We start from the raw sequence: 26016 nt of genomic DNA on the forward strand, positions 1-26016 counted from the left end.
CAAAGGTATAATTAAAAAACAAAAAAGACCACGACTTCTACGATGAGTAGAAGCCGTGGTCTTTTACTAACTTTTTGAGTTACAGTCACTTTTCTCTTGCAAATGCTTCGTGCAATTATACAAAAGTGGTGCCCAATCCATATCCTCACGCTGAAGTATACTAAGTGACAAATTGCCGATTCGTTCCGTGAATTTTTCCTGATACAGAGCCTTATACAAATTAGCCAAAAAACCGCCGTGGGAAACGACCAGCAGATTCTTGTCCCGATTTTCCGTCCAAATGGCCTCCATAAAACCTAGCCCGCGAAGCTGAAGATCCGCATCGCTTTCCTGCCCTAGATCCAGCAGATGCCAGTCGACTCCCCACTTCTCTTCACGCTCGGCCTGTGTCATGCCCTCGACCTGACCATAAGCACGTTCTCTTAGTCGATCATCAGATTCTAGCAACGGAAGATGCAGAGCAGAAGCAATAATCTCCCCGGTCTCTTTCGCTCTGGAGAGACTACTTGTAATAAGCCCGTCCCAATGATAAGACTCTCTCTTTAATCGTTCTGCAAGCAAGCGTGCCTGCTGGCGTCCTTCCTCATTTAACGGAATATCACTGTGGCCCTGGATTTTCCCTACCGCATTCCAATCCGTCAATCCATGTCTGATTAAGCCAATAAGCATCGTGTCTTTTCCTCCGCTGTTTTGTTATTCAGGCATTGTTATGAATTCATATTGGAGTCCAGCTGTCCTGCTAACTTCTGACCCTTCTCGTCCGATGGATCCAGCCCAGAGAAAATAAAGCAAGCGCAAGTGCCAATACAGACAACAGCATCCAGTATTGCGGATAAGTAGGAACAATGCTAGCAACCAGCGGGTCCATAATGCCACTATTCACATCTTTAATGTGGTATTGATATTGTGGAGATGTACTTGTAGTTTCCAACAGGCCTGTCGGTAAAATACCCGTATCCATGACAGGAGCTGCTTGAGGGGGATTTTCCTTAGAGGAGCTTCCATTCCAGTTCAAAAACAAAAAGCTGCATAAAAATACGGCCAAGAAGCCAGCGATCCATACAGACATATACTTACGGGCTGCTGGGTTCACACGCGCACGTCGATGCTCACCCGGAACAAGCCACGGTGATTCTTCATAAATTCGATCCATGACTCTGCGATTCATGGCCTCTAGCTTATCATCTGTTATTTCAAAGGAAATATCACGAATAGCGGATCGATTTTCTTTTGACAAATCCCACTCTTTTTCTTCCGAACCATGTTCCCACCCAGCAGACGAGCTTTTGGCCCGTCTGCGCTCCGAGTCTTGTTTCGATACATTTTTGCCTGTAGCGAACAAATCCTCAGTGTCCCTGGATTTCATTGGCTGCTCATCCCTTCGTTTTCCTCATAGAGAGGCTCAAAAAAATAAGGCTCCAACTGCGTCTTCACACTGGTTCTTGCCCGGAAAAGCAACGACTTCACCGCACTGACGGTCTGTCCTAAAATAGTCGCAATCTCCTGATAATCTAATTGCTCATATTCACGCAAAATCAGCGCAGATCGCTGCTTCTCAGGCAATCTATTGATCGCTTCACGAACCATCTCTACCTTCTCACCGCGAAGGACAGCCTGCTCCGGAATTACATCCGATGGAGCTACCGGTACATAACCGCTCTCCTCCAATGGAACCTGACCGCTACGGTGCTTGCGAAGCTCACTTAGCACCGTATTGCGTGCAATTGTATATAACCAAGTGGAGAACGATGCGTCTACCTCGCGAAAAGAGTGCAGGCTCCGATACGCTTTGTAAAACGTCTCCGAGCATAAGTCCTCAGCAATCATTTCCAGGTTCGAACTTTTCAGCATATGATAAACAAAAGCTAAAATTTTACGTTGGTGACGCCTCATTAATTCTGAATAAACCTCAACATTACCTTGTTTGATTTCCTGAATCATCTGGGAATCTGTCATCATCCGAGTGAGACCCTCCTCGCCCATACATGTGCTGTTTTCCCGTTCGATTCTGTCTATATATACCGAACAGGTCAAAAAAAGTTGCGCCCTCTGCGCAAATGGATGAAACAGCATCATGGAACATTTGTTATTTTCTTACCCTATGTAGTGCCAACATTAACGGTGCTATCCCCAACAATATTCAACGTCCAAAATGGACTTACCCATTGTACCACAAAATGACCGCCAGTAAAAAAGTCCAAAATCCCCACGATTTCCATCAATGCCTCCCTAACGCTGGCAACTAATTCATTTATACAGCTTTTCAATGGATTTTAAATTTTTTCAAGATTAAATGACAAACCTACTGAAAGCGTGCCATCAAATAAACCAATAAGGATAATTACACAAAAAAAGAAAACGCTTTAAAAAAATATTGACAAAATGAAAACGTATACATATAATAAAAGTACAGTATGGTTTCTCTCCACTCCTATCCTACTCAGCTACTTCACTAAAAGTAGCTACCACCCGGGGCTTTACCCGGGTGGTCTTTTTTTTGTTTTCCAATACTCCTCTTTACCTTACTCACCTACCCCATATGTGGGTTGATAAAATACATCAATATTTCACCAATTATTTGGTTGTCCTATTAAAACACATTATTATATAATTAATTTTTTCAATAGATAGGGGGCAGGAAATGAATAATAAGTGGAACAAGGCTGTATATAAGATTTGGTCTCCAATTTATGATAACTTTTTCAATTCAGGTAGCTTCCTCAATTCTAGAAAGATCATATTTCAAGAAAAGTCATTTAATAGCGAGCAAAAAATACTTTTTGTAGGTGTAGGAACTGGAGCAGATTTAGAATTAATAAATCACTACGGGCTGGATATTACTGCCATAGATTATTCACCTGAAATGCTTAACAAAGCAAAAGATAAATTTGCCAAAAAATCCATAAAATTCTTGGAAATGGATGCTCAACAAATGAATTTTATGGATGAGCAATTTGATATAGTAGTAGGAAGTTTAATTCTCTCAGTAGTACCTAACGCAAATAAATGCTTCGATGAGATGGTGCGGGTTTTGAAAAAAGACGGGGAAATTATTATTTTCGATAAGTTTTCTCCTAAAGGAAAAAAGCCCTCATTATTCAAAAAAACGATAAGGCCCGTTATTAAGGTGTTAGGAACCGATATAGGGTTGAATTTTGAAGAACTGTTTGAAACCCAAAAAACAAAACTGCGGATCAAAGAGGATGCACCTATAATGTTCAACGGTATGTATAGAAAGATAGTAATTACAAAATAACGCGTAGCTCCACTACCTCTTCAAGTAACAAAAAAGCGAGCGAAGAGAACCTTCACCCGCTTTAGATCTTTTCTTACTACTTCACTCCCAGAAAGTGTGGTGCTTTTAAGGCGGTCCATAGCGTAGAGGTTCATTTGAATCTGGAGAAGCGGAGCGCTCGCCTTTGCCTGCGGGATTTTCCCCTTTGTACATATATTCAGAAAATCCGCAGACAACAGCGATCGTAAGATCAAATGAATCGCGGAGCGCAGTCCCTCCTTTAACGAACACTCATACTTTCTTCACCCTTTATACCACCACTTTATAGCCCATCGAATCCAGCAGTGTCTTGGCACGCTCCCAATCCTGCTCTTGACGGAAGGAAAGCCGCATGATGCCTGGGACATCCTCCCGGCTTTCAATGATTTGCATATTGCTCAGATTAATGCTGTGATTCCCCAGTTCCATAGCAATTCGCCCGATAATCCCTGGGGTATCCGGTACATCAATATACAGATCAAACGTAGAGACGATGACTCCTTTACGACGCTCTGGCAGTTCACTGCGGAAGTGCCCAGCTGTTAAAAACTCGTCAGCGATTCCCTCACCGTCTTGTATTCTCAGTAAATGGGTAAAACGCTCAATCTGTCCGTTCCATTCTTCCAACAGACCTAGTAAAACTTCACGATTGCTCAGTAAGATGTCCCGCCACACAACCGGATCACTAGAGGCTATCCGTGTAATATCACGGAACCCACCGGCAGCCAATGTACGGTACAACGGATTTTCATCATTGTGCTTTCGCACCTGATTCACCAGCGCTGCTGCAATAATGTGCGGAAGATGGCTAATCGCACCGACAATGTCATCGTGCATAGCTGGTTCGACACGCACAACATGAGCATTAGTATATTTTAATAAACGTTCCAGCGAGCAGTATGCTTCCTCAGGCACACCCTCTGCCGGGGAAAGCACATAATATGCATTTTCAAACAGCAACGCGGAAGCAGCCTTTACACCGGAACGCTCCGAACCGGCCATCGGATGACCACCGATAAAGTAAGCATTGCGCAAAGAAATTTCTGATGCTTTTTTGGCAATTGCCGATTTCGTGCTGCCTACATCAGTGATAATACAACCCGCTTTAAGCGGTAGCCTGCTTAACAGTTCGAGATAATACTCCAATAAGCCCACAGGTACGCATAAAAAAATAAAATCGGCATCCTCTGCCGCTTCTTCAACCGAAAGAGTCGCGGTGTCCACGACACCACGGCTTAACATCGGTTCCATCAGTTCAGGGAGATGGGCATGGCCGACAACCGAAATATCCGGCTTCCCTTTAAAACAAAGTGCGAGGGACCCACCTATCAGTCCCACGCCGAAAATGGCAATCTTCATCAATTATCAAATCCCATCTGCGGAAATTATAGGCGTACTTTCGCCGCTTCCGCCCCCAGGACCTGTTCCAGCGCACGAATAAACAACTCATTTTGCGGTTGTGATCCAACGGACACTCTAATATATGTCGGATATTTGTGATGACCTGCGCGAATAATCACACCTTTACGAAGCAACTCCTGGAATACCTCACCGGATGGACGACGTACATCCAGCATAATAAAATTACCATGTGCTGGGAAAGACTCCAATCCCAGACGCTTCAGCTCATTTTGCAAATAAGCTCTGCCCTCTGCATTACGATCCCGGCATTCTTGAACAAATTCCTGATCTTCCAAAGCAGCAATAGCCGCAGCCTGTGCTACCCGTGAAGTATTAAACGGTTCACGAACCTGATTTATCAAGCGAATAATTGACTCAGCTCCCATACCATAACCAATGCGAAGCGAAGCAAGGCCATAGATTTTGGAGAAGGTGCGAAGTACAACCAGATTTTCATACACTGGCAACAAACGAATGCCGTCGGGATAAGAACGATCCGTCACAAACTCGGCGTAAGCTTCATCCAGCACAACCATGATATGCTTTGGTACTTGGTTCAAAAACGCAATCAGCTCCGCTTCGGGTACAATCGTGCCCGTCGGGTTATTTGGATTACATATCCAAATAATTTTTGTACGGTCATTAATGTGGGACAGCATAGCATCCAAATCATGTACACCATCACGCAAAGGCACCTCAACTGCAACCGCTCCTTCAATTTCCACGTTACTTTTATACACGGAAAATGTCTGATCGGCCATGATGCTTTCTTCTCCAGGAAGGAGGAAAGCACGCGTAATCAACGCAATAATTTCGTCAGAGCCACAGCCATAGATAAACTGTTCCTCTTTTAAACCCGTCCGTTTAGCTAGTGCCTGTGTCAAAGCTACCGCACTTCCATCAGGATACACACTAATGTTAGCAAACTCCTGCTGAATAGCCTGCAATACTTTAGGAGAGCTACCATACGGATTCTCATTCGAGGCGAGCTTGATGACTTCATCGAGTCCCAGCTCACGTTTTACGTCTTCAATCGGTTTACCGGGCTGATATACTGGCAAATGTACAATATGCGGTTTAGGTTGCATGCCCCTACCTCCTCTATCCAATCAGAACTATATTTACTACTTTATATTTTGACACCCATTATTGCTTTAATTGTGCCACAAAATTATGAATTTGCAAAAGACCTTCTTGCCTGCGTGCAGAATCATTCAGTAGCGGAATGGCCTCCTCTACCTGACGTACAATAGCACTGCCGACTACAACTCCATCACAAATGTTTGAAAACCGGGCTACCTGTTCTTGAGTAGAAATCCCGAAGCCGACCGCTACCGGAATATCCGTATGCCGTTTGACCTGCGCGATAAAGCCCTCTATACCTTCAAAAAAGGAAGCTCTTTCCCCAGTTACACCCAGCGAGGATACACAGTATACAAATCCACGGGCCTGACGGACAATTCGCTCGATCCGCTGTTCAGACGTTGGAGCCACCAGAGGAATCAGATGCACACCCACCTCTGCTGCCCGTCCTCCCAGCTCCTCCGCTTCCTCAAGCGGAAGGTCCGGAATAATAAGACCGCTGATACCGTGCTCCTGCAAGCCTGCAAAGAAAGCATCCATCCCCATCTGTAATACAGGGTTATAATACGTGAACAGAATAAAAGGCAGGTTTGAACCTGCCGCCCTAGCCAGAGAAGCTGTCTCCATGCACGTGCGGATGGAAATTTGCCGTTTCAGTGCACGCTCAGACGCGCGCTGAATTACAGGACCATCAGCCAGCGGGTCGGAATAGGGTACACCCAGTTCCAATATGTCAGCTCCGGCCGACTCTAACTGCCGAATGATCTCTATCGTCGTATCCACATCCGGGTCGCCTACCGTCAGAAAAGGAATTAATGCCGTTTTGCCTTCATTTTTAAGGCGATCAAACGCCTGATCAATTAGATTCATGACGGATTTCCTCCCAAATACTTGATAATGGAGTCCACATCTTTATCCCCTCGTCCAGACAAACAAATAACGATAATATCATCTGGCGTCAACGTAGGTGCCAGCTTGACGACCTGCGCAACTGCATGTGCCGACTCTAATGCAGGAAGTATTCCTTCGGTACGGCAGAGGAGCTGAAGCGCATCCAGCGCTTCCTGATCCGTGATCGGAACATATTGGGCCCGCTCAATATCTTTCAGGTATGAATGCTCCGGTCCAACACCTGGATAATCCAGTCCAGCCGAGATGGAATGCGCAGGTTGCACTTGTCCGTACTCATCCTGAAGCAGATAACTCATAGAGCCTTGGAAGACCCCTTGTGTTCCCTTGGTCATCGTAGCTGCATGGAATTCTGTTTCGACACCTTTTCCAGCGGCCTCCACGCCAATCAAAGCGACACCCTGATCCTCAATAAAAGGATAAAACATGCCGATGGCATTGCTTCCGCCACCGATCGCTGCCACGATGACATCCGGCAATCTGCCTTCCTTCTCTAGGATCTGGCGACGCGTTTCATCACCAATCACACGTTGGAAGTCCCGCACCATCATTGGATACGGATGCGGGCCGACAGCTGAACCCAAAATATAGAACGTATCATGGACATGGCTGACCCAGTAACGCAAAGCTTCATTTCCGGCATCCTTAAGTGTACGTGTACCCGATGTCACCGGAATGACCTCTGCACCCAAAAGCTGCATCCGAAAGACGTTCAGCTGCTGGCGCACAGTATCCTCTTCACCCATAAACACCTTGCATTCCAATCCGAGCAACGCAGCCACAGTCGCTGTCGCGACACCATGCTGTCCTGCGCCTGTTTCAGCAATGACCTTCTGTTTACCCATACGCTTCGCCAGCAATCCCTGAGCTAACGCATTATTGATTTTGTGGGCACCGGTATGATTTAAATCTTCGCGCTTCAGGTAAATTTTAGCCCCGCCCAAATGCTGGCTCAGACGCTCCGCATGATAAAGCGGCGTTTCCCGACCAGAATAGTCCTTTAGGAGCCCGTTCAACTCTGCTTTAAACTCGGGATCATCCGCGTACTTACGGTAGGATTCCTCCAATTCAATCAGTGCGTTCATCAACGTTTCCGGTACAAAACGTCCTCCAAATGTTCCAAAACGTCCGTTGTTATCAGGTAATTGTGTCATGCCTGCTTCACCCTTTCCACGAATGCTGTGATTTTTGCTATGTCCTTGACTCCGTTCGTCTCTACACCGCTGGATACATCCAGCCCATCGGGATGATACTCATGAACCAGCTTTTCCGCATTATCGGCAGTCAGCCCACCGGCTACAAACAAAGGAATTCCATGTTGATGGGTCCAAGCCTGATAGGCAGGAATTCGATCCCACGCAAACGTTTTTCCAGAACCGCCACCATACAGGGGATCGTATGTATCGAGCAGTAAAGCATCAATTGTTCCGACATAGGCATCCAATTCGTCCGCCGAGCGTTCTCTCTGTCCTTGACTGTCCACAGACCATGCCTTGAATACCTGTATACCAAAATACTCCCTGATTTCCCGACAGCGCTCTGGACTCTCCTGTCCATGCAGCTGTATGACATCCAAGGGTGCTTTCTCCATCACATCATTTAACAGTGCATCACCAGGGTTCACAAATACGCCCACGCTGCGCGGTCTGCTGCCTGAGGTCCATTCATCCAATACGCGAAGCAGCTCTCCAGCCTGTACGCCGTCAATCCGGCGCTTGCTGTCGGCAAACACAAAACCTATATAATCGACCGGTAAGTTTACCATAGATTTTAGCACTTCAACGCTTTGAAGTCCACAAATTTTTACGCCCGTTTTGTTCATACTTTAATCCCATCCATCAATTCGGTTACAGCCTGTCCCACATCTTCCTTGCGCATCAGATGCTCCCCTACCAGGATGCCGTGTGCACCCACCGAATGCAGATACTTTACATCTTCCGGTCCAGCAATTCCGCTCTCACTGATGAACGTAATCCCTTTAGGAATTAGTGAGATCAGCTCCTCCGTCGTCTGGAGACGAGTCTCGAATGTTCGCAGATTTCGATTATTTACGCCAATCAAGGTTGCTGTCCCCAGCTCCAGCACCGCTTTAAGCTCCTCACTGTCATGCACCTCTACCAATGCGTCCAGCCCAAGGTCCTTGGCGATTTGTAAAAAGGACCCTAATACACGCGGTTCCAGTATAGCGGCAATCAACAGCACCGCATCCGCTCCCAGCAAACGAGCTTCATATATTTGCCGTTCATCAATGATAAAATCCTTTCGCAACAGTGGAATCTTCACCTGATCGCGAATCTGCTGTAAATATTCAGGACTTCCCTGAAAATACGTCACATCTGTCAGTACAGAAATGCAATCCGCTCCTGCTCCCTCATATGCACGTGCAATGTCCACCGGATGGAAATCCGGTCGAATCAGCCCTTTGGATGGGGAAGCCTTCTTCACCTCAGCAATCAGTCCGAGCGGACGGTTGCGCCCGCTCGCGATCGCATTTTCGAATCCTCTCGTCGCAGGTAAATCAGCAATTAATCGTTCAGCTTTACTTATTTGAAAATGCTCCTTAAGCTGCTCCACTTCTTGTTGCTTCGTCACCACAATTTTATCAAGATACATATTGATATTCCCCCGTTGCCTGTATTAATTGGTCCAGCTTGGAAAGTGCCCGTCCAGAGTCAATGGCTTCGGCCGCTCGTGCTACTCCGTCCGTCAAGGTAGCTGCTGTGCCTGATACATAAATGCACGCTCCTGCATTCGCTAACACAACATCCCGATAAGCTCCATGCTCTCCGTTTAAAATTCGTCGTATGATATCTGCGTTAACCTGTGCGTCACCGCCCAGCACCTGATCAAGAGAATGCGTCTGCAAGCCCAAATCCGACGGATGAAGCTCGAACGTGTGAACCTTGCCGTCCCTTAGCTCGGATACTCGTGTCGCAGCTGAAATGCTAATTTCATCTAGTCCATCCAGACTACTGACAACCATGGCCCGTTTGGAGCCGAGCTGGTTCAATACCTCGGCAATGACTTCCGTTTTGCTGGCGTCATAAATGCCCAACAACTGCCGATCCGCACCAGCCGGATTCGTCAATGGACCCAGCATATTGAATACCGTCCGCACACCCAGTTCGCGGCGCGGCGCGGCGGCATGCTTCATAGACGGATGATACAGCTGTGCGAATAAAAAGCAGATGCCGATTCGGTCCAGACATGACCTAGCCTGATCACTCGTCAAATGAATATTGACTCCCAATGCCTCCAGGACATCAGCGCTCCCGGCACGGCCACTTGCAGAACGATTGCCATGCTTTGCTACCCGTACAGACATCGAAGCTGCGATGATCGCAGATACCGTGGAAATATTAAACTTGTGAATACCCGAACCTCCGGTTCCACATGTGTCCAGCAGACGACCGCTGCCTTCTTCAGCTTGCACTGGACTAGCGTAGCTACGCATAGCCTCGGCAAAACCAGTGATTTCATCTACCGTTTCCCCTTTGAGGCGAAGAGCCGTCAGTAGCCCGCCAATTTGCGCCTGTGTAGCACTTCCACTCATAATCTGTTCCATTACGCTACGGGCCTCCGTACGCGAAAGATGCTGTCCCTCCATGATCCGGCTTAACCCCACTTGCATCATGTCATGTCGTTCCATTGTCGTCTCCTCCTCAAAATCAGATTTTTGCGTGTTACGGAGTGTACAAATAATCCTGGTTGATGACGCTGTTATAGGGCTGTGTCGTTGCCGGGAACATCACTTCTGCCGTGCGGATTGCCTTCAGCAATGCCTTTGCTTTGTTCACCGTCTCCTGATACTCGCTTTCCGGAACTGAGTCCCACACAATTCCAGCGCCTGCCTGGACATAAGCCCGGTTCTTTTTAAACACAATCGTGCGAATCGTAATGCAAGCGTCCATATTGCCCGAGAAGCCCAAATATCCAATTGCCCCTGCATAGGGTCCACGTGCTTCCCGCTCCAACTCAGCAATAATCTCCATGGCCCGCAGCTTTGGTGCCCCTGATACGGTGCCGGCTGGCAGACAAGACAGGAAGGCATCGAAGAAATCTTTGTCCTCACGTAGCTCACCCGACACATTGGAAACAATGTGCATGACATGGGAATAGCGTTCAATCTCCATAAACGTATCGCATTTGACTGTGCCAAACTGTGATACACGGCCTAAATCATTTCTTCCCAAATCGACCAGCATCAGATGTTCTGCACGCTCTTTTTCATCGTTTAACAGTTCTTCAGCAAGTGCCACATCTTCTGTCTCCGTTACCCCACGCGGTCTCGTTCCTGCAATAGGACGGGTTTCTACCCGGCCGTTTTCCACCTTGACGAGTGCCTCAGGCGAAGTGCCTACGATGATCTCGTCATCCATTTTCAAATAATACATATATGGCGACGGGTTCATCGTGCGCAGCACGCGGTATACCTGTAAAGGAGAGGCCTCTGTATCAATGTGAAAACGCTGGGATAGTACAACCTGAAAAATATCACCGGAGCGGATATACTCCTTCGCCTGCTCTACGTTTGATATAAACTGTTCCTTCGTCACATTGGATTGAATCTCACCCAGTTCCACATCATCTGGAATGGAGGCCGATCCTAATCGCTCAGGCTGAGGCTGCTTGCGCAGATACTGTGCCGTTTCCTCCAACTTGCGTTCCACATCAGCATAAGCAGCTCGAATATCCTCATCGCGGAACCCTTCGCCTACATGAACATTGCCAACCAGCAAAATTTGCTGTTTCACATGATCAAAGACAATGACTTGATCGCAGAACATAAAACGAATATCATCCATATTCAAATCATCTACCGAGTGCTCTGGCAGCTTTTCATAGTATTGAAGCAGGTCATATCCAAAAAATCCGATAGCCCCGCCTGTAAATGGAGGCATTTCTTTCAGTTTCGGACTGCGGTATTTACGTAGCAATGCTTTGAGCGCTTCAATCGGCTTGTCGTTTAATATTTGCCGTTTACCGTGTTGTTCCAATATCAAACGTCCTTTTTTACCCGAGACCATTAGAAACGGGTCTGTACCGATGAACGAATGTCGCGCCCACTGCTCGCCTCCCTCTACACTCTCTAGCAGAAAGGCACGGTCCCGCTCGGCATACCGACGGAAAATCCGAATCGGCGTCTCCATATCAGCCAGCACTTTTTTGTACACAGGAATCAGGTTAAATTCACTCGCCATCGTTATCACTTGCTCCACATGCGGCGTTAACATGAGATCACTTCCTTTCCAAATTGGCGCAGAACCAAAGGAGAGAATATAAGAAAAACGTCTATCGACGTACCTTCACGGAGGCCAGACCGCGTGTAGCGGAAGTTTTTCTTGCGATTATAGAATTGTTCAGCTCCGCTGAAAATTTTATAAATTCTATAATCGTAAAAAAGCCTCTACCGGTAAGGTAGAGGCTGTCAGTTATTGAAATTATAAGAATGCTCCATATGTAAAATGACTACAGCAAATTGATAAGTATACACTCATCCCTTTGGTTTAACCGCGCAGGTTGCCTCAAATAAGCTTCTCTGTAGAAGAATATCTCTTCATAGACAAAAGCTTACCCGCTACCGCCGATCTCTGTAATCTCATATGGAATTGGCTAAGGCTGCACTCTTCTCATCTCAACTCTGTCTCTGGCTAACTCTACTCTACTTAACTCTGCTACACACACTATATCTCATGGGATGTTACTTTGGCAACCATCAACTTAAAAAACAGGCACTTATTTCCCTTGGGAAGCTAGATCCGGTCTTAAGGCCTGCGCTCCGTTCAAATATACATGTTTAATTTCCCGCTGGGATTTATCAGTGTTCACCTGTACCATCAGACGGATGCACTTGGGCAAACTACCTGCCACAGGAACTTCTAATGCACACATGAGCGGAACCATATCCCAGCCATCAAGCTGACGAATGGCCTTGGCTGGAAAGGCAGTATCCAGATCATGAGTCACCGTAATCCATACGTTACTAATATCCTCTGGCTGAATTTCATTGTAGGATACAATTTCCTCCAGTAGTTGGCTTGTTGCTTCCAAAATTTCATTTTCTTCATTATTCGCTACGGTCGTCGCGCCACGAATTCCACGATTGTACATCGTTACACCCCCTCTTTTAACTGTTCAATAACTCTTCGGATGTAAGAGACGGAAATATCCTTCACAACCTCCACGTGCCCGATGCTACGTGGGACGACAAAAGTAATGCTGCCTTCTTTGAACTTTTTGTCATGCATCATCGCGTCCAGTAGCCGATCTGTATCGAGATGTGACGGAAGGGAGGTCGGTAGCCGTAGTGAAGACAACATATCCTTCGTTGCATCTACCAAAGAAGGATCTGCCCCCAGCTTCACGCCCAAAAGTGCGGAGCCGACCATTCCAATCGAAATGGCTTCCCCGTGTAAAAACTCACCATATCCCGCAATAGCTTCAATCGCATGACCAATCGTATGACCTAGGTTTAAAATAGCGCGCAAATCATGTTCTCGTTCATCGCGTGACACCACTTCGGCTTTAATGGAACATCCCTTTTCCAGACCGTACTCCAGAGCTGTCGCATCCAGTGCAAGCAAATCAGTCGCATGGTCACGGCACCACTGGGCGAAATCAGCATCCCAGATCAAGCCGTGCTTGATCATTTCAGCAAGCCCCGCAGATACCTCACGAGGAGGCAGTGTAGACAACGTATCTACGTCATACAACACAAGTTCCGGTTGATGGAAAGCTCCTATCATATTCTTCGCCAAAGGATGGTTGATGCCGACCTTACCGCCCACGCTACTGTCATGGGCCAGAATCGTAGTGGGGATCTGTACAAACTTGACACCTCTCATATAAGAAGCTGCCACAAATCCAGCCAAATCACCCACGACACCACCCCCAAGTGCAATAACGGCTGAATTGCGATCCAAGCCGCCCTCAATGGCTGCTGTTATGACCTGCTCAAATACAGCAAGCGACTTGGAGGTTTCACCTGGCTTAACGACAAAGGACACTGTCTTGTAGCCAGATGCCTGAAGATTGCTCTCCAATGTTGCCAAGTAGAATCCCGCTACATTTTCGTCAGAAACAATCAACAACGGGCTTTTTTGCGCAATTCCTCGTTCTTTCAACAACTCTCCGGCTCGATATAACAGTCCTCGTCCAATATGAATAGGATAAGAACGTTCGCCAAGCTGTACCGTCAGCGTACTCATTTTAGTACCGCCCCAATTGTTCTTCGTAGGATGCAATATTCGCACGAATCTCTTCAATCGAATCCCCGCCGAATTTTTCTAGCAAAGCTTTTGCAATCTCCCAAGCTACCACATGCTCCATAACTACGCTAGCCGCAGGTACTGCACATGCATCCGAACGCTCAACCTGTGCAGTGAACGCCTCCTTCGTATCAATGTCGACGCTTTGCAGAGGCTTGTAGAGTGTGGGGATCGGCTTCATTACGCCACGAACCACAACTGGCATTCCATTCGTCATGCCCCCCTCAAAACCACCCAAACGATTGGTACGACGGTGATATCCACGTTCCTCATCATATAGAATCTCGTCATGCACCTGTGAACCGCGCAACTCTCCTGCTTCAAAACCGATGCCGATTTCCACGCCTTTAAATGCATTAATCGACATGACGCCTTGTGCGATACGTGCATCCAGCTTCCGATCATACTGTACATGACTGCCCAGACCAATCGGAACACCTTCTACAATACATTCCACTACCCCACCGACTGAATCACCTTCTTGCTTGATCAGATCAATATATGCTTCCATTTTCTTTTCGGTTTCTGGATCGGTTACTCTCACCGAGGAAGCTTCTGTCACCGCAATCAGCTCATCAATCGGCAAATCGCGGTAAGGAGCTTCGATTTCCCCAATACGAATGACCTGACCTGCCACCTTGATTCCGAACTCAGCCAGCAATTGACGAGCCAAACCGCCGCATGCCACACGAATTGCTGTTTCACGTGCGCTGGAGCGCTCCAGCACGTTACGAAGATCCTTCAGGTTGTATTTCATTCCGCCATTCAAATCCGCATGACCCGGACGTGGCCGGTGAACCCGACGCTTTTCTTCATCACTGCCTTCAATAGGTTCAATATTCATAATGTTCTGCCAGTGCTTCCAATCGTTATTTTCCACAACCAGCGCAATCGGTGCACCCGTGGTGTATCCGTGACGTACGCCTCCAGCAATCTTCGCCGTATCTTTTTCAATCTGCATACGCCGACCCCGTCCATATCCTTTCTGACGACGGTGCAGCTGAAAATTCAATTCCTCAAAATCCAATTTTAAATTGCTCGGCATACCCTCTACAATGGCAGTTAGCTGGGGACCATGCGTTTCCCCCGCGGTTAAATAACGTAAACTCATGACGCGTTCCCCCTTTAAACTGTTAAACTGTGCATCGCTAAAATCTTTAACTGTGCTTCATTATAGTATACGCACCTTTCTTTGACAAGAAAAGCCACGTGTATGCAGATAAACAAAAACACGCCTCTTAGCCAAAGGGGCTAAAGGACGTGCTTTGCTAATAAGCCAACCATCAATTACTCAAAGATATAAATAAGTTCCTATAAAACTTTGGATGATGTATGCAGGCTTATGCTTTTTTGCGATAAAAAAAGGTTTCCGTCGATTCCAGACCATATTGGTTAGGAGAAAAGATTTGCTCTGTGCTACCGACAAACAATACTCCGCCGGGACGAAGACTGGCTGCAAACTTTTGATACAACGTATGTTTGGCCTCTTCTGTAAAATAAATCATTACATTTCGACAGATAATGAGATCATAGCCATCCTCAAACCGATCCAGCAGCAAGTTTTGCTTTTGAAATTTCACGGCTTGTTTCAAACGGTCATCAATTCGATACATCGCACCATCCGGCTTAAAATATTTGCTAGCTACCTGCTCAGGCACATCCTTGAGCGAACGCTCCAAATATTTGCCTTCCTTGGCTTTTGCCAATGCACCATCATCAATGTCGGAAGCCGTAATGGAGCAATTCCCCAAAATACCTTTACCGTCGAGAACCATAGCCAAGCTATAAGGCTCTTCACCAGTCGAGCAGGCCGCACTCCACAGCTTAAGCTTCTGCTTCCCCACAAGCAGTTGTGGCAAGATTGTATCTCGCAGCACTTCCCACCGATTGGGATTACGCCAAAATTCCGAAACATTGATCGTCATCCGATCCAGAAATTCATAGAATAGAGGTTTTTCCTTCATCATGGCATCATAAAAAGAAACAAAACTGGGAAACCCGTTTTTGTTGCGAAGCGTAGTTAACCGCCTTTTCATCTGTGCTTCTTTGTATTGTGCAAGATCAATACCTGTGCTGTCCTTGATTTTGCGGATAAACGCTGTGTAATCGGGGTCCGTCTGACCCAGTTCCATATCCGTCATGCTACCATCCTTCTTCATACGTAATTAAACTTACACCCAGGTCGCCACACTTTTTTCATACCGAACGGATTCTTCCGGCATGAAAAAATTTGCAATCTCGCGCTCTGCGCTCTCCGGTGAATCTGAACCATGAATGAGGTTAAACGGTGTATGTGCTGCAAAGTCTCCACGAATTGTGCCCGGAAGAGCTTCGGTTACTTGTGTTTTACCAATCAACAAGCGGGAAAGCGTAACGATGTTATCCCCTTCCCATACCATAGCAAACACAGGGCCTGATGTGATAAAACCTACAAGCTCTTCAAAAAAAGGCTTGCCCACATGCTCCGCATAATGCCGTTCTGCCTGTTCTCTTGATACTTGTACAAGCTTGCCAGCCGCCATTTTAAAGCCTTTGTCTTCCAGACGACTAATGATACGTCCAATCAATCCACGTTGTACACCATCCGGTTTAACCATCAAAAAAGTACGATCCATCGGCTCACTCCCAATCCAATCTAATGTATTTATACAGTACTAAACTGTATTGTAACAGAAAGCTTGGAACTGGTTAAAGCATTTTGTCACAGCAAACCCAAAACACAACTTTAGTAGGAGCGGCGTGTTACAAAATGAGCAATATCGCGTAGCGTCTTTTTTGTTTTGACATCTGGTAGTAAGTCCAGCGCGTTTAGCGCTTTATTAATATATCGGTCGGCGAGAATTTCAGCTTTAGCGATTCCTTCACTTTTTTTGATTATATCCACCGCTTTGCGTGCGTCTCCTAGCCCATCTCCATCCTGAATGCGGCGGATTTCAGCCAGTAGATCTGCACGCAACTCAGGCTGTTCGAGCGCATAAATCACCGGAAGCGTAATATTCCCCTGTCTCATATCGCTGCCCGGCGGCTTTCCGATCTTTTTTTCTGTTCCGCACAGATCAAGCAGATCATCCTGAATTTGAAAAGCCATACCTACGTTATAGCCGTAGCTGTACAGCAGGGAATTGACACTTTCCTGTGCCTCTGCAGCCATAGCTCCCAGCTGGCAACTAACCGCAATTAATAAAGCCGTTTTGCGCCGTATGCGAAGCAAATAATTACGCACACTCTGATCCACATTAAAAAAATCACGAATTTGTTCCATTTCACCAATGGACATCTGCACCAGCGCTTTAGACAGTACCCGGTGAATGTCGGGATTCGGCAATCCAGCAGCAATAGACAGCGCACGTGCATATATGTAGTCTCCGGTGTACATAGCCACCCGATTGTCCCATTTGGACTTCACGGTGGGTTGACCGCGTCTCATTTCCGCATCGTCAATCACATCGTCGTGAACGAGAGAGGCAGAATGAATCAGTTCCAGAGGTACCGCTATACGCTTGAGCTTGTCCAGATCATATTCTCCGAACTTGCCTCCCAGCAATACAAATACGGGACGCAAACGCTTGCCCCCTGCTTTAAGCAGATGAAGCGACGTATCATTAATCAACGGCTCCGTACTATCGATACTGCGGTACAACTCTTCTTCTATAAAGTTCATATCCTTCTTTAATAAACCGAACAAATCCAATCGTTTCATTCTTTCACCCGTGTCAGCGTATTGTCACTCCAGAGAAGCGGCTTTACTCGTCGGTCAAGCAGCCCCAGTTCATGCGCATACTGAAAGTAAAGCTCTAAACCTTGTTGTTGCTTCTCTCCAAAATCATAACACAGATTAGTAAAGTAGCGCTCCCAATAATCTCGCAGACCTCCAATTTCCTCGCATGCTTCAGAAATAACAGACGTCAAGTCCGACAGACTACGCTGCTTGCTTGCGCGGAACGCACTCGCAGTTTCAGCCACCGCTGCGGGATTTTGAGCAGCAACAGCACGTCGTACTGCCCATACAGCAAAAGTCATACTGTAGCCCGTCCAGCGCTTCCACTCTTCTCCGAGGTCCGTAACATACAGACCTTCGTTTCGCCAAGATGCCTTAATCGCGTGATCTCCAATCAGTAGCCCCGCATCTGCCTGTTCCAGCATCAAGTCAAGATCCGGTTCACAGTCAAAATAGGAAGGCTGACCTTCCCATGCCTTTTGCATCAAAATTTTCAACAAATTCACGGATGTAGCAGAGGTATTTGTTAGTGCAATGGTTCCGTTTTTGATTTCGTCCAGCGGCTTGCGTGAAAATAGTAAAATGGATTGCACAGGACCATCTGCACTGACGGATAAATCCGGCAACAGTAGCATTTCCTCAGCACCGGATGCATACGCAAAGGAGGACATCGCACTGATATCCAAACTCCCATTCAACATACCTTGATTCAATTCAGCCGGAACTTTAGAAACCATCTCCGCCGAATGGAGAAGCTCAGAAGGATTAAAATAATGAAAAATAGGCCAAGCGTTTGTATATTTAATTTTTCCGATTGTGATTGTCTTGGTGTCCGGTGTCGGCATCGGAATCCCCCCATCTCGTAAACAGTTGATGTTCTATACGCAAGCTGTCCAATACTTTGCCTACGAGGAACAGCACAATATCATCCAGCGTCTTCGGATGAAAGTAAAAAGCCGGCATGGCCGGAATCATTTTGACGCCAAGTCTCGCAAGCTTAAGCATGTTTTCCAAATGAATGGCATGTAGAGGCGTCTCACGAGGTACAAGGATCAGCGGACGACCTTCCTTCATCATCACGTCCGCTGCCCTCGCCATGAGATTGTCGGACGAACCGTGTGCTACTGCTGACAACGTCCCCATCGAGCATGGCATGATAATCATCGCATCCACCAAATAAGAGCCGCTCGCAATCGAAGCTCCAATATCTGTGAACGGATGGTATACAAGAGAACCGGGACGGCCTCCGAATTGTTCATTCAAAGCCCCTTCCCGGTCAGTTACATTCCAGCCCAACTCCTCTTTCAACACCCGCCAGCCAGCATTAGACACGATCAGGTGAACTGTGTATTGCAAGTCCAGCAGAGTCTCTACCAGTCGCACACCATAAATGCTTCCGCTCGCGCCTGTAATGCCAATAACGATTCGTTTGCCTTGATGTTCGCTCACCTGATTATTCATTAGTATTAACGCACCACCAAATCAATCAGTGTAAAGGCAAATACGACAGTGCTAAGTACACCGTTCATAGTAAAGAATGCCGTCTGCAAACGACTCAAATCTTTTGGAGATACGATATAGTGCTCATAAAATAAAATAATGTACGAAATAATCATGCCCGCCAGATACCACCAGCTTAAATCTGCAATAAAGAACAGTACAATAAATCCGATCGCCGTAATGACGTGAAATGCCCGAGCGATGTTCAATGCACCTGCTACACCAAAACGGGCAGGAATAGAATAAACTCCTTCGTTTTGGTCAAAATCTATATCCTGACAAGCATAAATAACATCAAATCCAGCCGTCCAAAATGCGATCGTGAGATACAGAACGATAGCGGTCAAATCTATTTGTCCCGTTACCGCAACCCACGCGCCTAGTGGCGCCAAACCAATGGTCAGACCAAGTACAATATGGCAAAGCCAAGTGAAACGCTTGGTGTAAGAGTAAAAAACGAGCATAAAAAAGGCCAGCGGGAACAGCTTGAACGCCAGCGGACTTAACTTGAATGATGCCCAGAATAACAACACCAGACTGACGATAATGAAAATTACCACTTCGCTTGATTTGAGCAACCCTGCCGGGATAGCGCGTCCTGCTGTGCGCGGATTTTTCCCGTCAATCACCCGGTCGATCATACGATTGAAGCCAAAAGCAGCACTGCGTGCGCCAACCATAGCTAGCAGGATCCAGCCGATCTGCGGCCACGAGGGAAGGTTGCCTGTCACGACAACTGACCCCAATACAGCCCCCATGAATGCAAATGGGAGCGCAAATAACGTATGTTCAATTTTAATCATTTCCAAAAAAATAGCAATTTTCTTAAACATGCTGACTCTCCTTGATTCCAATGTGCAATGCCGCAATGCCTCCGGTGAGAGAATGAGCCTGAACATCCTTCAATCCGACTTCACGGAAGATGCCAGCCAACTCATCCCTTCCTGGAAAAAGCGCCAACGAATCAGGGAGCCATTTATACTGCTCATAACGTTTGGCGAACAATTTGCCGAGCATGGGCAAGATGTGTTGAAAATATGTGTAGTAAATTCCCTTGAACGGCTGCCAAGTAGGTTTGGACAATTCTAGACATACGACCTGCCCGCCAGGTTTGACGACTCGTTGCATCTCCTGTAACACGTGGCGCAGATCAGGTACGTTGCGCAGACCGAAACCAATCGTTGCATAATCAAATGAATTATCTTCAAAAGGCAGTTCCATCGCGTTGCCCTGAACAAGCTTAATTTGCTTTTCACGGGATTCTGATATAATTTTACGCTCGCCAACATTGAGCATATTCTGACTAAAATCGAGTCCTACGATGTGACCACTTTCACTTGCTCGCGCCATCGCAAGCGTCCAGTCACATGTACCACAGCAAAGATCAATTGCCGTATCGCCGCGACGCATGTTCATTTTTTTCATCGTAAATTTCCGCCAAGCCTTATGTCTGCGAAAGCTCAGTATATCGTTCATCAAATCGTATTTACCTGCTATGCTTTCAAACACGCCATGAACGAATTGCTCTTTCGGCTTGGTGTCGCTTGATCCCATCACGTTCACCTAACCTTCCCTCACAAATGGGTGCGGACTATTTAGCAGCTTTAGGAAAGGCTCAAGCATGCGTTCAAATTCCTCGATCCCTGTATTTTGATCATCTGACAGGATCTGCCGGATGTGTGTAACTGCCGTGCGAAGCTTGTCCAGTATCGCATCCTCGGCTTTGTATTTCAGAACAAGCTTACGCCATGCTTCAGTGTCAGTACCACTCTCTGAAAGCAACGCTTGCTCGTTCCGGTCCCCGTTACCATAAATATGCCAGAACATATATCCGAAACGGGACTTGTCCGGTTCTGTCCGCTTACCCCATTCCTCCACCAAGGTATCACAGAGGGCAAATTTGTTGAGAAGCTGCTTCCAAATTTCCTGATCCTGTTCTGCTACAAGTGAAGTGAATGATAAAAAAAGCTCCTTTTTGAAACGAACCATCTGAGTTAAATACTGAGTTGCATCCAGGCGGAATTGCTTCATTCCCCAGTACAGACTCATTTTCCCTGCGTTCACTTCACATACAGCATCACTCAGCTTCGAAATGGCCGTAATGCGGCCTGCCAGTGCAAGCAGCTGATAAAAACGACTGCTAAAATAGTCCCCAGCTAACACTTTCAGCTGTCTGGAACGCATCTCCTCCGGGCTCCGTATACCGGATAAAGTATCAATCATATCATGCGTATCCAGCCCCATCTGCACAAGTGAGGTTACCAATGCGTACAGTTCGTCCTCACTGGCATGCAGCTCCTGCGCATTCCGGTTCAAAAACACAAACATCAAACGGGTACGGCTGTCAGGAAAAGCCGGCATTTCCGTATGTTGTTGAATCATGTCGTATTCCACATATTTCCTTGCTAATTGGGGTACGCGATACGGTTTCATCCTAAGCCTCCGAGACATGACTTTCTGCTATACTCAAATAATTGCAATGCCTTATATTATATCACAATTTAAAATGATTCGCGACTAAAGTACTGTAGGTCCACCGGCAGAAACATCTAATCTGTATATACACCGTTAAACCTGTTTTGCCACATGGGCGTTACTGTAATGCGGAAACGGGATTTCAAATCCTCTGGCAATTCCGCGCCTTCCCGGCTTCTCAGCTGTTCCAATGCCTCGTTCGTCCACTCGTTCCGGCGTATATCGGATGCAAGCAGCAAATGACGTTCTCCTGACCATTCGTCCTGCGTCACCACCCGAAGCAGCAATTGCCGCACATTCGTCGTTCCGTAAAAGCTAAAAGCGGCAATCTCCGCCATGTTTTGATAAATCTCTAGCGGGGCAGTTTCTTCCTTGGACAGTTTGACATCCAGGGTCAGGACTGAATGTTCCCAGCTTGCGCTTGCAATCGGTGTAGTCAACGGTAGCTCATTCAGCGTATCCACCAGATTGTCATCTGACAGCAGCACCCGTTGCTGAGGCGAAATCGTCGCCTGTGTCTCACGAACTGCTGCGGTTCCTGAGTCCAGCACTTGTAAAGACGGCAGCAACACAGCTGCTGCGATGGTTATGAGAATGGAGCCACCGAATACAATCCAAGGTTTCATCAGAGCCTCCCCTGACCTCTACCTCATAATGTGGGTTTGCTACGGTAAAGGTCCTCACTCTCATTCTACAACAAAAAAAAGCAGGCTATGCCTGCATTTTAATCCTCCGTATCTACTACCCCGTGCTTGGTCATCACAACGGCTTTGCCGCGAATTTTAATAGCAGAAGTATGATCCGTAAATTGGACAATCAGTACCTCGCCCTTGTCCAATTTTTCTGAATGATGCAAGCGTGTATCCTGGCCTCTGGTCAAACCAAAAACCTGACATCCGTTGCTTTTCGCTTTAATTACGACGTACTCACTGCTACCCGTCACGTTATCTTCCATATCCTTTTCCTCCCTGAGAGCCGAAGCTATACTTTTTATGATGGAGATTCAAGCTTGTTTTGTCAACTACATGCTTCCCGTGCTCCTGCAATAATTAGCATGTCCCGAGCCATACTATCCGTGCAGTCCCATCTATTAAAGAAAGGAACGGATCTGATGAAAAACTACCTTCCCGCCAATCTCAGTCCTGCCCAAATCGAACGGCTTCAACAGCTGGAGCATGAATTTGCCGAGCTAACAGGTGAACCCCTAGTGCTGATCGCTTATGCCTCGCGAAACGGCAGGGCAGCTTCCTCTTCTCCAGTCCATAGCACCCCTACCACGAAGTAAACAGGACAAAAAGAAAAGGCCGTGAATCAAATTCACGGTCTTTTCAGCGCATTGGGAATATGTAAGAAATCTTATTTAATTCCGTCTTTAAGCGCTTTACCCGGTTTAAATGCCGGAATTTTGCTCGCAGGGATTTCGATTTCTTCTCCTGTTTGCGGGTTACGTCCTTTACGTGCGGAACGTTCACGAACCTCAAAGTTCCCGAAACCTACCAGTTGCACTTTATCTCCGCTTTGCAACGCTCCAGAGATCGCCTCAAATACTGCATCGATTGCTTTGGTTACGTCCTTCTTGGACAATTCAGTGCTTTCAGAAACCTGATTGATCAAATCCGTTTTATTCAACATATTCACCTCCCAATTCAAGTGTAGTCCAGCATTTAGGTTATCGGTGTTAATGACCGATATGAGGTCGCCTGTATAAAATAACCCGGGCGGCGTACTGCCTTCCATAATGTTATCATCTGTTTCCGTTTCGTCGTTAAATATACATAGAATATACCTAACCTCCGCAATATAGGCCGAAACTGGCGTTTTATGGCACCCTGCTTGCGTGGAACAAGGTTTATAGTAATACAGTCCACAGACAATTTCAAGTACGACGACGGTTTAACACATAAAAAGTAACGGCCAGCGCAAGTACCAGCACTACTCCTTTGACAATATCATGGGCGAAATATTGCACATTCATCATCGTTAGTCCATTAACCAACACACCGATCAAAACTGCACCAATAAATGTACCAATGACATTGGGTTTACCAGCACCAAAGACCGAAAAACCGACGAATACTGCAGCTACCGCTTCCATGAGCAAGGGGGAACCCGCGTCAATTTGGCCTGAGCCTACGCGCGAGGCATACAAAATACCGGCAATCGCCGCAAATACACCTGAAGCAACATAGGCCAGAGTACGGACTTTTTTTACCCGTATACCCGACAGACGAGCAGCTTCCTTATTTCCACCCGTTACATACATTTGACGCCCATGCTTTGTATAAGTCAAGAAAACATGCACCGCCGCCACAGCCAGCAACAGTAAAATAACCGAAATCGGGATACCCAACCATTTACCTTGCCCAAGCAAAAGAAATGCAGGAGATATCTCCCCCGGCGCCTTGCTACCATCGGGAAACTGCATATGATTATATATGGTATAGCCCTGTGCGTACGTTTTGTGAATCCCGCTTACAATATACATGATTGCAAGGGTTGCGAGCAAATCAGGAATACGTAGTTTAATGATCAATAATGAATTCAACAGTCCTACCAAAGCGCCGACAATCAGAGACACAATAATGACCACCGCAACAGGCTGCTCATACCAGACCATTAAAGAAGCGGCAACGACCGTTGTCAAAGATACTGTAGCTCCCACCGACAGGTCAAAACCGTCCACGATAAGTGACAATGTCACACCAATGGCAACGAAAGTCACAATGGCAATCGAGCCAAGAATGTCCATTAAATTATCATAAGTCCAGAAATAAGGTAATGTAGATGAAAAAAACGCCAACACACCTATAATGACAACTACGGCACCGTAACGAAATGAGACGTTTAACCATTTTTCCTTCATGAATGCACCTCTTCACCCCCGCTGGCATACAACAGAAGCTGTTCCTGTTCCACTTCGCCCCGAGCAAATTCCTTTATAATTTTGCCATCATACATCACTGCAATCCGATCACCAATGCCAATCCCTTCAGCAAATTCACAGGTTAGATAAATGATCGCTTTTCCTTGCTCCGCCAACTCACCAATGATACGAAAAATATCACTTTTTGCCCCTATATCTACACCCTTGGTTGGCTCGTCAAAAACAAATACATCCGCTCCGGAATGCAGCCATTTCCCAATAGCAACCTTTTGCTGATTCCCGCCACTTAAATATTTAACATTCTGACGGAGCGATGGTGTCTTAATACCGAGAGAGGCGACAATCCCATTACCGTTATTTCGTTCTTTACGCCGACTGATGAAACCAAGGACACTCAGTTTGCCCAAAAGCGGAAGACTAAGGTTTCTTTCCACACTCTCCTCAATTAGCACCCCCTGCTTCCGTCGCTCCTCGGGTATGGACACAATTCCTTGAGCTACCGCATCCGCTGGTTCTCTCAATCGAATGGAGCGACCTTTAAAGGTCAGCTCTCCCTTATCCGGCTTGTCTGCTCCTGTAAGAAGTCGTGACAACTCTGTCTTGCCTGCACCAACCAAACCTACAATAGAGAGAATTTCACCACATCGGACCTGTACATCAATGCCGTGCACTCGTAATCCTTTGTGAAGCCCTTTCGCTTCCAATACCGTTTCACCAATCGGTACCTCTGTTTTTGGGAATTCCTCCTCAAATGTTTTCCCAAGCATATGCGTAACGATGTCGCCTACACTTAAATCAGACGCAGGTCCCGTGAACACGCGCTCACCATCACGCATCACCGTAACACGGTCACTGTGTTCGATAACCTCCGGCAATCGGTGTGTGATGAGGATACATGCAACTCCCTCATCCTTGAGTGTATGGATTGTGCGGAACAAACGTCGCGTTTCTTCTTCGCTGAGCGGCGCCGTAGGCTCGTCAAAAATGATGGCATTGGCTTGCTGTGTCAGAATGCGTGATATAAGTACAAGCTGTTTTTCTGCCAACGTCAATCTGGCACATATCGTCGCACGTCAATATCTATCTCCAGACGTGCTAATGCCTCACGCGCTCGTCTGCGCATAGAAACCGGTGCAGTCCACCATCGACCATCAGGGGCTGACAAATCGTCCATTACAATATTTTCAGCAACAGTTAACTGTGGTACAAGCGCTGAATCGACCTCCTGATACACACAGTGAATTCCCGCTCTTTTGGCCTCCCACGGTGAACTAATGTTCAGTTCCTTGCCACCAACTACGATAGCTCCCTGATCGGAATGATACGCACCGGACAGAATCTTCATCAATGTACTTTTCCCTGCCCCGTTGGCGCCCAGCAGAGCGTGAATCTCGCCACCCTGCACTGTAAAATCCACGGCTCGCAGCGCATCTACACCAGCAAACTGTTTGCTAATTTTCTTCATTTCCAATGTATATACTTGTGAACTCATGGTGCCCCCTCA

The 26016-nt window shown here is 46.8% G+C and carries 28 protein-coding genes and 1 pseudogene; 2 read left to right on the top strand and 27 right to left on the bottom strand.

What is annotated here, in order from left to right; translation table 11 throughout:
- Positions 1-66 precede the first annotated feature (66 nt).
- From MKX46_RS04440 to MKX46_RS04450, 3 genes are all read right to left on the bottom strand, one after another.
- Positions 67-669: a histidine phosphatase family protein gene (locus MKX46_RS04440; RefSeq protein ID WP_029517351.1), complete on the bottom strand. Its 603-nt coding sequence runs from the start codon at positions 667-669 to the stop codon at positions 67-69.
- 70 nt (positions 670-739) lie between these two features.
- A complete protein-coding gene (locus MKX46_RS04445) occupies positions 740-1366 on the bottom strand; it encodes a hypothetical protein (protein ID WP_029517350.1) in 627 nt (208 codons plus the stop codon).
- Positions 1363-1959: an RNA polymerase sigma factor gene (locus MKX46_RS04450; protein WP_013310707.1), complete on the bottom strand. Its 597-nt coding sequence runs from the start codon at positions 1957-1959 to the stop codon at positions 1363-1365. The genes MKX46_RS04445 and MKX46_RS04450 overlap by 4 nt, the downstream gene beginning before the upstream one ends.
- A 682-nt stretch (positions 1960-2641) precedes the next feature.
- On the opposite strand from MKX46_RS04450, the gene MKX46_RS04455 reads away from it, so the two are divergent.
- Positions 2642-3256 (top strand): class I SAM-dependent methyltransferase, encoded by a 615-nt coding sequence (locus tag MKX46_RS04455; protein WP_340932485.1) that lies wholly within the window; start codon positions 2642-2644, stop codon positions 3254-3256.
- A 288-nt stretch (positions 3257-3544) separates the two neighbouring features.
- On the opposite strand, the gene MKX46_RS04460 is transcribed toward MKX46_RS04455, so the two are convergent.
- The 21 genes from MKX46_RS04460 to mtrB form a co-directional block, all read right to left on the bottom strand.
- Entirely contained in the window at positions 3545-4633 is a 1089-nt protein-coding gene (locus MKX46_RS04460) for a prephenate dehydrogenase (RefSeq protein WP_069012433.1), read from the bottom strand.
- A 26-nt stretch (positions 4634-4659) separates the two neighbouring features.
- Positions 4660-5763 (bottom strand): histidinol-phosphate transaminase, encoded by a 1104-nt coding sequence (gene hisC / locus MKX46_RS04465; protein WP_069012432.1) that lies wholly within the window; start codon positions 5761-5763, stop codon positions 4660-4662.
- 58 nt (positions 5764-5821) lie between these two features.
- On the bottom strand, positions 5822-6628 hold the full coding sequence (gene trpA, locus MKX46_RS04470) for a tryptophan synthase subunit alpha (protein WP_340932488.1): 807 nt from the start codon (positions 6626-6628) through the stop codon (positions 5822-5824).
- Positions 6625-7821 (bottom strand): tryptophan synthase subunit beta, encoded by a 1197-nt coding sequence (gene trpB / locus MKX46_RS04475; protein WP_039271089.1) that lies wholly within the window; start codon positions 7819-7821, stop codon positions 6625-6627. The genes trpA and trpB overlap by 4 nt, the downstream gene beginning before the upstream one ends.
- Entirely contained in the window at positions 7818-8489 is a 672-nt protein-coding gene (locus tag MKX46_RS04480; RefSeq protein ID WP_069012430.1) for a phosphoribosylanthranilate isomerase, read from the bottom strand. Before MKX46_RS04480 ends, trpB begins: the two co-directional genes overlap by 4 nt.
- Positions 8486-9280, bottom strand: coding sequence for an indole-3-glycerol phosphate synthase TrpC (trpC, locus tag MKX46_RS04485; protein ID WP_340932489.1), 795 nt, complete (start codon positions 9278-9280; stop codon positions 8486-8488). The genes MKX46_RS04480 and trpC overlap by 4 nt, the downstream gene beginning before the upstream one ends.
- On the bottom strand, positions 9270-10316 hold the full coding sequence (gene trpD / locus MKX46_RS04490) for an anthranilate phosphoribosyltransferase (RefSeq protein ID WP_069012428.1): 1047 nt from the start codon (positions 10314-10316) through the stop codon (positions 9270-9272). Before trpD ends, trpC begins: the two co-directional genes overlap by 11 nt.
- 34 nt (positions 10317-10350) lie before the next feature.
- Positions 10351-11901: an anthranilate synthase component I gene (trpE, locus tag MKX46_RS04495; RefSeq protein ID WP_029517340.1), complete on the bottom strand. Its 1551-nt coding sequence runs from the start codon at positions 11899-11901 to the stop codon at positions 10351-10353.
- Between the two features lie 502 nt (positions 11902-12403).
- Positions 12404-12778, bottom strand: a complete 375-nt coding sequence (aroH, locus tag MKX46_RS04500) for a chorismate mutase (RefSeq protein WP_029517339.1) — start codon at positions 12776-12778, stop codon at positions 12404-12406.
- Between the two features lie 2 nt (positions 12779-12780).
- Positions 12781-13875: a 3-dehydroquinate synthase gene (gene aroB, locus MKX46_RS04505; RefSeq protein ID WP_340885731.1), complete on the bottom strand. Its 1095-nt coding sequence runs from the start codon at positions 13873-13875 to the stop codon at positions 12781-12783.
- Between the two features lies 1 nt (position 13876).
- Complete coding sequence (gene aroC / locus MKX46_RS04510) at positions 13877-15046, bottom strand: chorismate synthase (protein WP_013310720.1); 1170 nt, start codon at positions 15044-15046, stop codon at positions 13877-13879.
- A 229-nt stretch (positions 15047-15275) separates the two neighbouring features.
- Positions 15276-16076 (bottom strand): CheR family methyltransferase, encoded by an 801-nt coding sequence (locus MKX46_RS04515; RefSeq protein ID WP_023989169.1) that lies wholly within the window; start codon positions 16074-16076, stop codon positions 15276-15278.
- A gap of 30 nt (positions 16077-16106) precedes the next feature.
- Complete coding sequence (gene ndk, locus MKX46_RS04520) at positions 16107-16550, bottom strand: nucleoside-diphosphate kinase (protein WP_029517337.1); 444 nt, start codon at positions 16548-16550, stop codon at positions 16107-16109.
- A 110-nt stretch (positions 16551-16660) separates the two neighbouring features.
- Positions 16661-17635: a polyprenyl synthetase family protein gene (locus tag MKX46_RS04525; protein WP_029517336.1), complete on the bottom strand. Its 975-nt coding sequence runs from the start codon at positions 17633-17635 to the stop codon at positions 16661-16663.
- The gene (locus MKX46_RS04530) at positions 17632-18498 is read right to left on the bottom strand and encodes a menaquinone biosynthetic enzyme MqnA/MqnD family protein (RefSeq protein WP_029517335.1); all 867 of its coding nucleotides are present in this window, start codon (positions 18496-18498) and stop codon (positions 17632-17634) included. The genes MKX46_RS04525 and MKX46_RS04530 overlap by 4 nt, the downstream gene beginning before the upstream one ends.
- Positions 18455-19114: a UbiX family flavin prenyltransferase gene (locus MKX46_RS04535; protein ID WP_029517334.1), complete on the bottom strand. Its 660-nt coding sequence runs from the start codon at positions 19112-19114 to the stop codon at positions 18455-18457. Before MKX46_RS04535 ends, MKX46_RS04530 begins: the two co-directional genes overlap by 44 nt.
- Before the next feature lie 5 nt (positions 19115-19119).
- On the bottom strand, positions 19120-19986 hold the full coding sequence (locus MKX46_RS04540) for a UbiA-like polyprenyltransferase (RefSeq protein ID WP_029517333.1): 867 nt from the start codon (positions 19984-19986) through the stop codon (positions 19120-19122).
- Positions 19979-20707 (bottom strand): demethylmenaquinone methyltransferase, encoded by a 729-nt coding sequence (locus tag MKX46_RS04545; RefSeq protein ID WP_039271329.1) that lies wholly within the window; start codon positions 20705-20707, stop codon positions 19979-19981. The genes MKX46_RS04540 and MKX46_RS04545 overlap by 8 nt, the downstream gene beginning before the upstream one ends.
- 9 nt (positions 20708-20716) lie before the next feature.
- Entirely contained in the window at positions 20717-21586 is an 870-nt protein-coding gene (locus tag MKX46_RS04550) for a heptaprenyl diphosphate synthase component 1 (RefSeq protein WP_340932492.1), read from the bottom strand.
- A gap of 116 nt (positions 21587-21702) precedes the next feature.
- On the bottom strand, positions 21703-22254 hold the full coding sequence (locus MKX46_RS04555; RefSeq protein WP_029517330.1) for a hypothetical protein: 552 nt from the start codon (positions 22252-22254) through the stop codon (positions 21703-21705).
- A gap of 98 nt (positions 22255-22352) precedes the next feature.
- Positions 22353-22583: a trp RNA-binding attenuation protein MtrB gene (gene mtrB / locus MKX46_RS04560; protein WP_013310730.1), complete on the bottom strand. Its 231-nt coding sequence runs from the start codon at positions 22581-22583 to the stop codon at positions 22353-22355.
- Positions 22584-22739: 156 nt separating this feature from the next.
- Between mtrB and MKX46_RS04565 the strand changes: the two genes are divergently transcribed.
- Positions 22740-22913, top strand: coding sequence for a hypothetical protein (locus MKX46_RS04565; protein WP_165146994.1), 174 nt, complete (start codon positions 22740-22742; stop codon positions 22911-22913).
- 71 nt (positions 22914-22984) lie between these two features.
- On the opposite strand, the gene MKX46_RS04570 is transcribed toward MKX46_RS04565, so the two are convergent.
- The 3 genes and pseudogenes from MKX46_RS04570 to MKX46_RS04580 form a co-directional block, all read right to left on the bottom strand.
- A complete protein-coding gene (locus MKX46_RS04570; RefSeq protein WP_013310732.1) occupies positions 22985-23257 on the bottom strand; it encodes an HU family DNA-binding protein in 273 nt (90 codons plus the stop codon).
- Positions 23258-23504: 247 nt separating this feature from the next.
- Positions 23505-24491 carry an ABC transporter permease gene (locus tag MKX46_RS04575; protein ID WP_029517329.1) on the bottom strand — a complete coding sequence of 329 codons (987 nt, stop codon included), beginning with the start codon at positions 24489-24491 and terminating at the stop codon, positions 23505-23507.
- Positions 24488-26004 (bottom strand): annotated as a pseudogene (locus MKX46_RS04580) (sugar ABC transporter ATP-binding protein). Before MKX46_RS04580 ends, MKX46_RS04575 begins: the two are co-directional and overlap by 4 nt.
- Positions 26005-26016: the final 12 nt, after the last annotated feature.

This window comes from Paenibacillus sp. FSL P4-0113 (assembly GCF_038009305.1).
In the GTDB taxonomy this organism is placed as follows: Bacteria; Bacillota; Bacilli; order Paenibacillales; family Paenibacillaceae; genus Paenibacillus; species Paenibacillus polymyxa_D.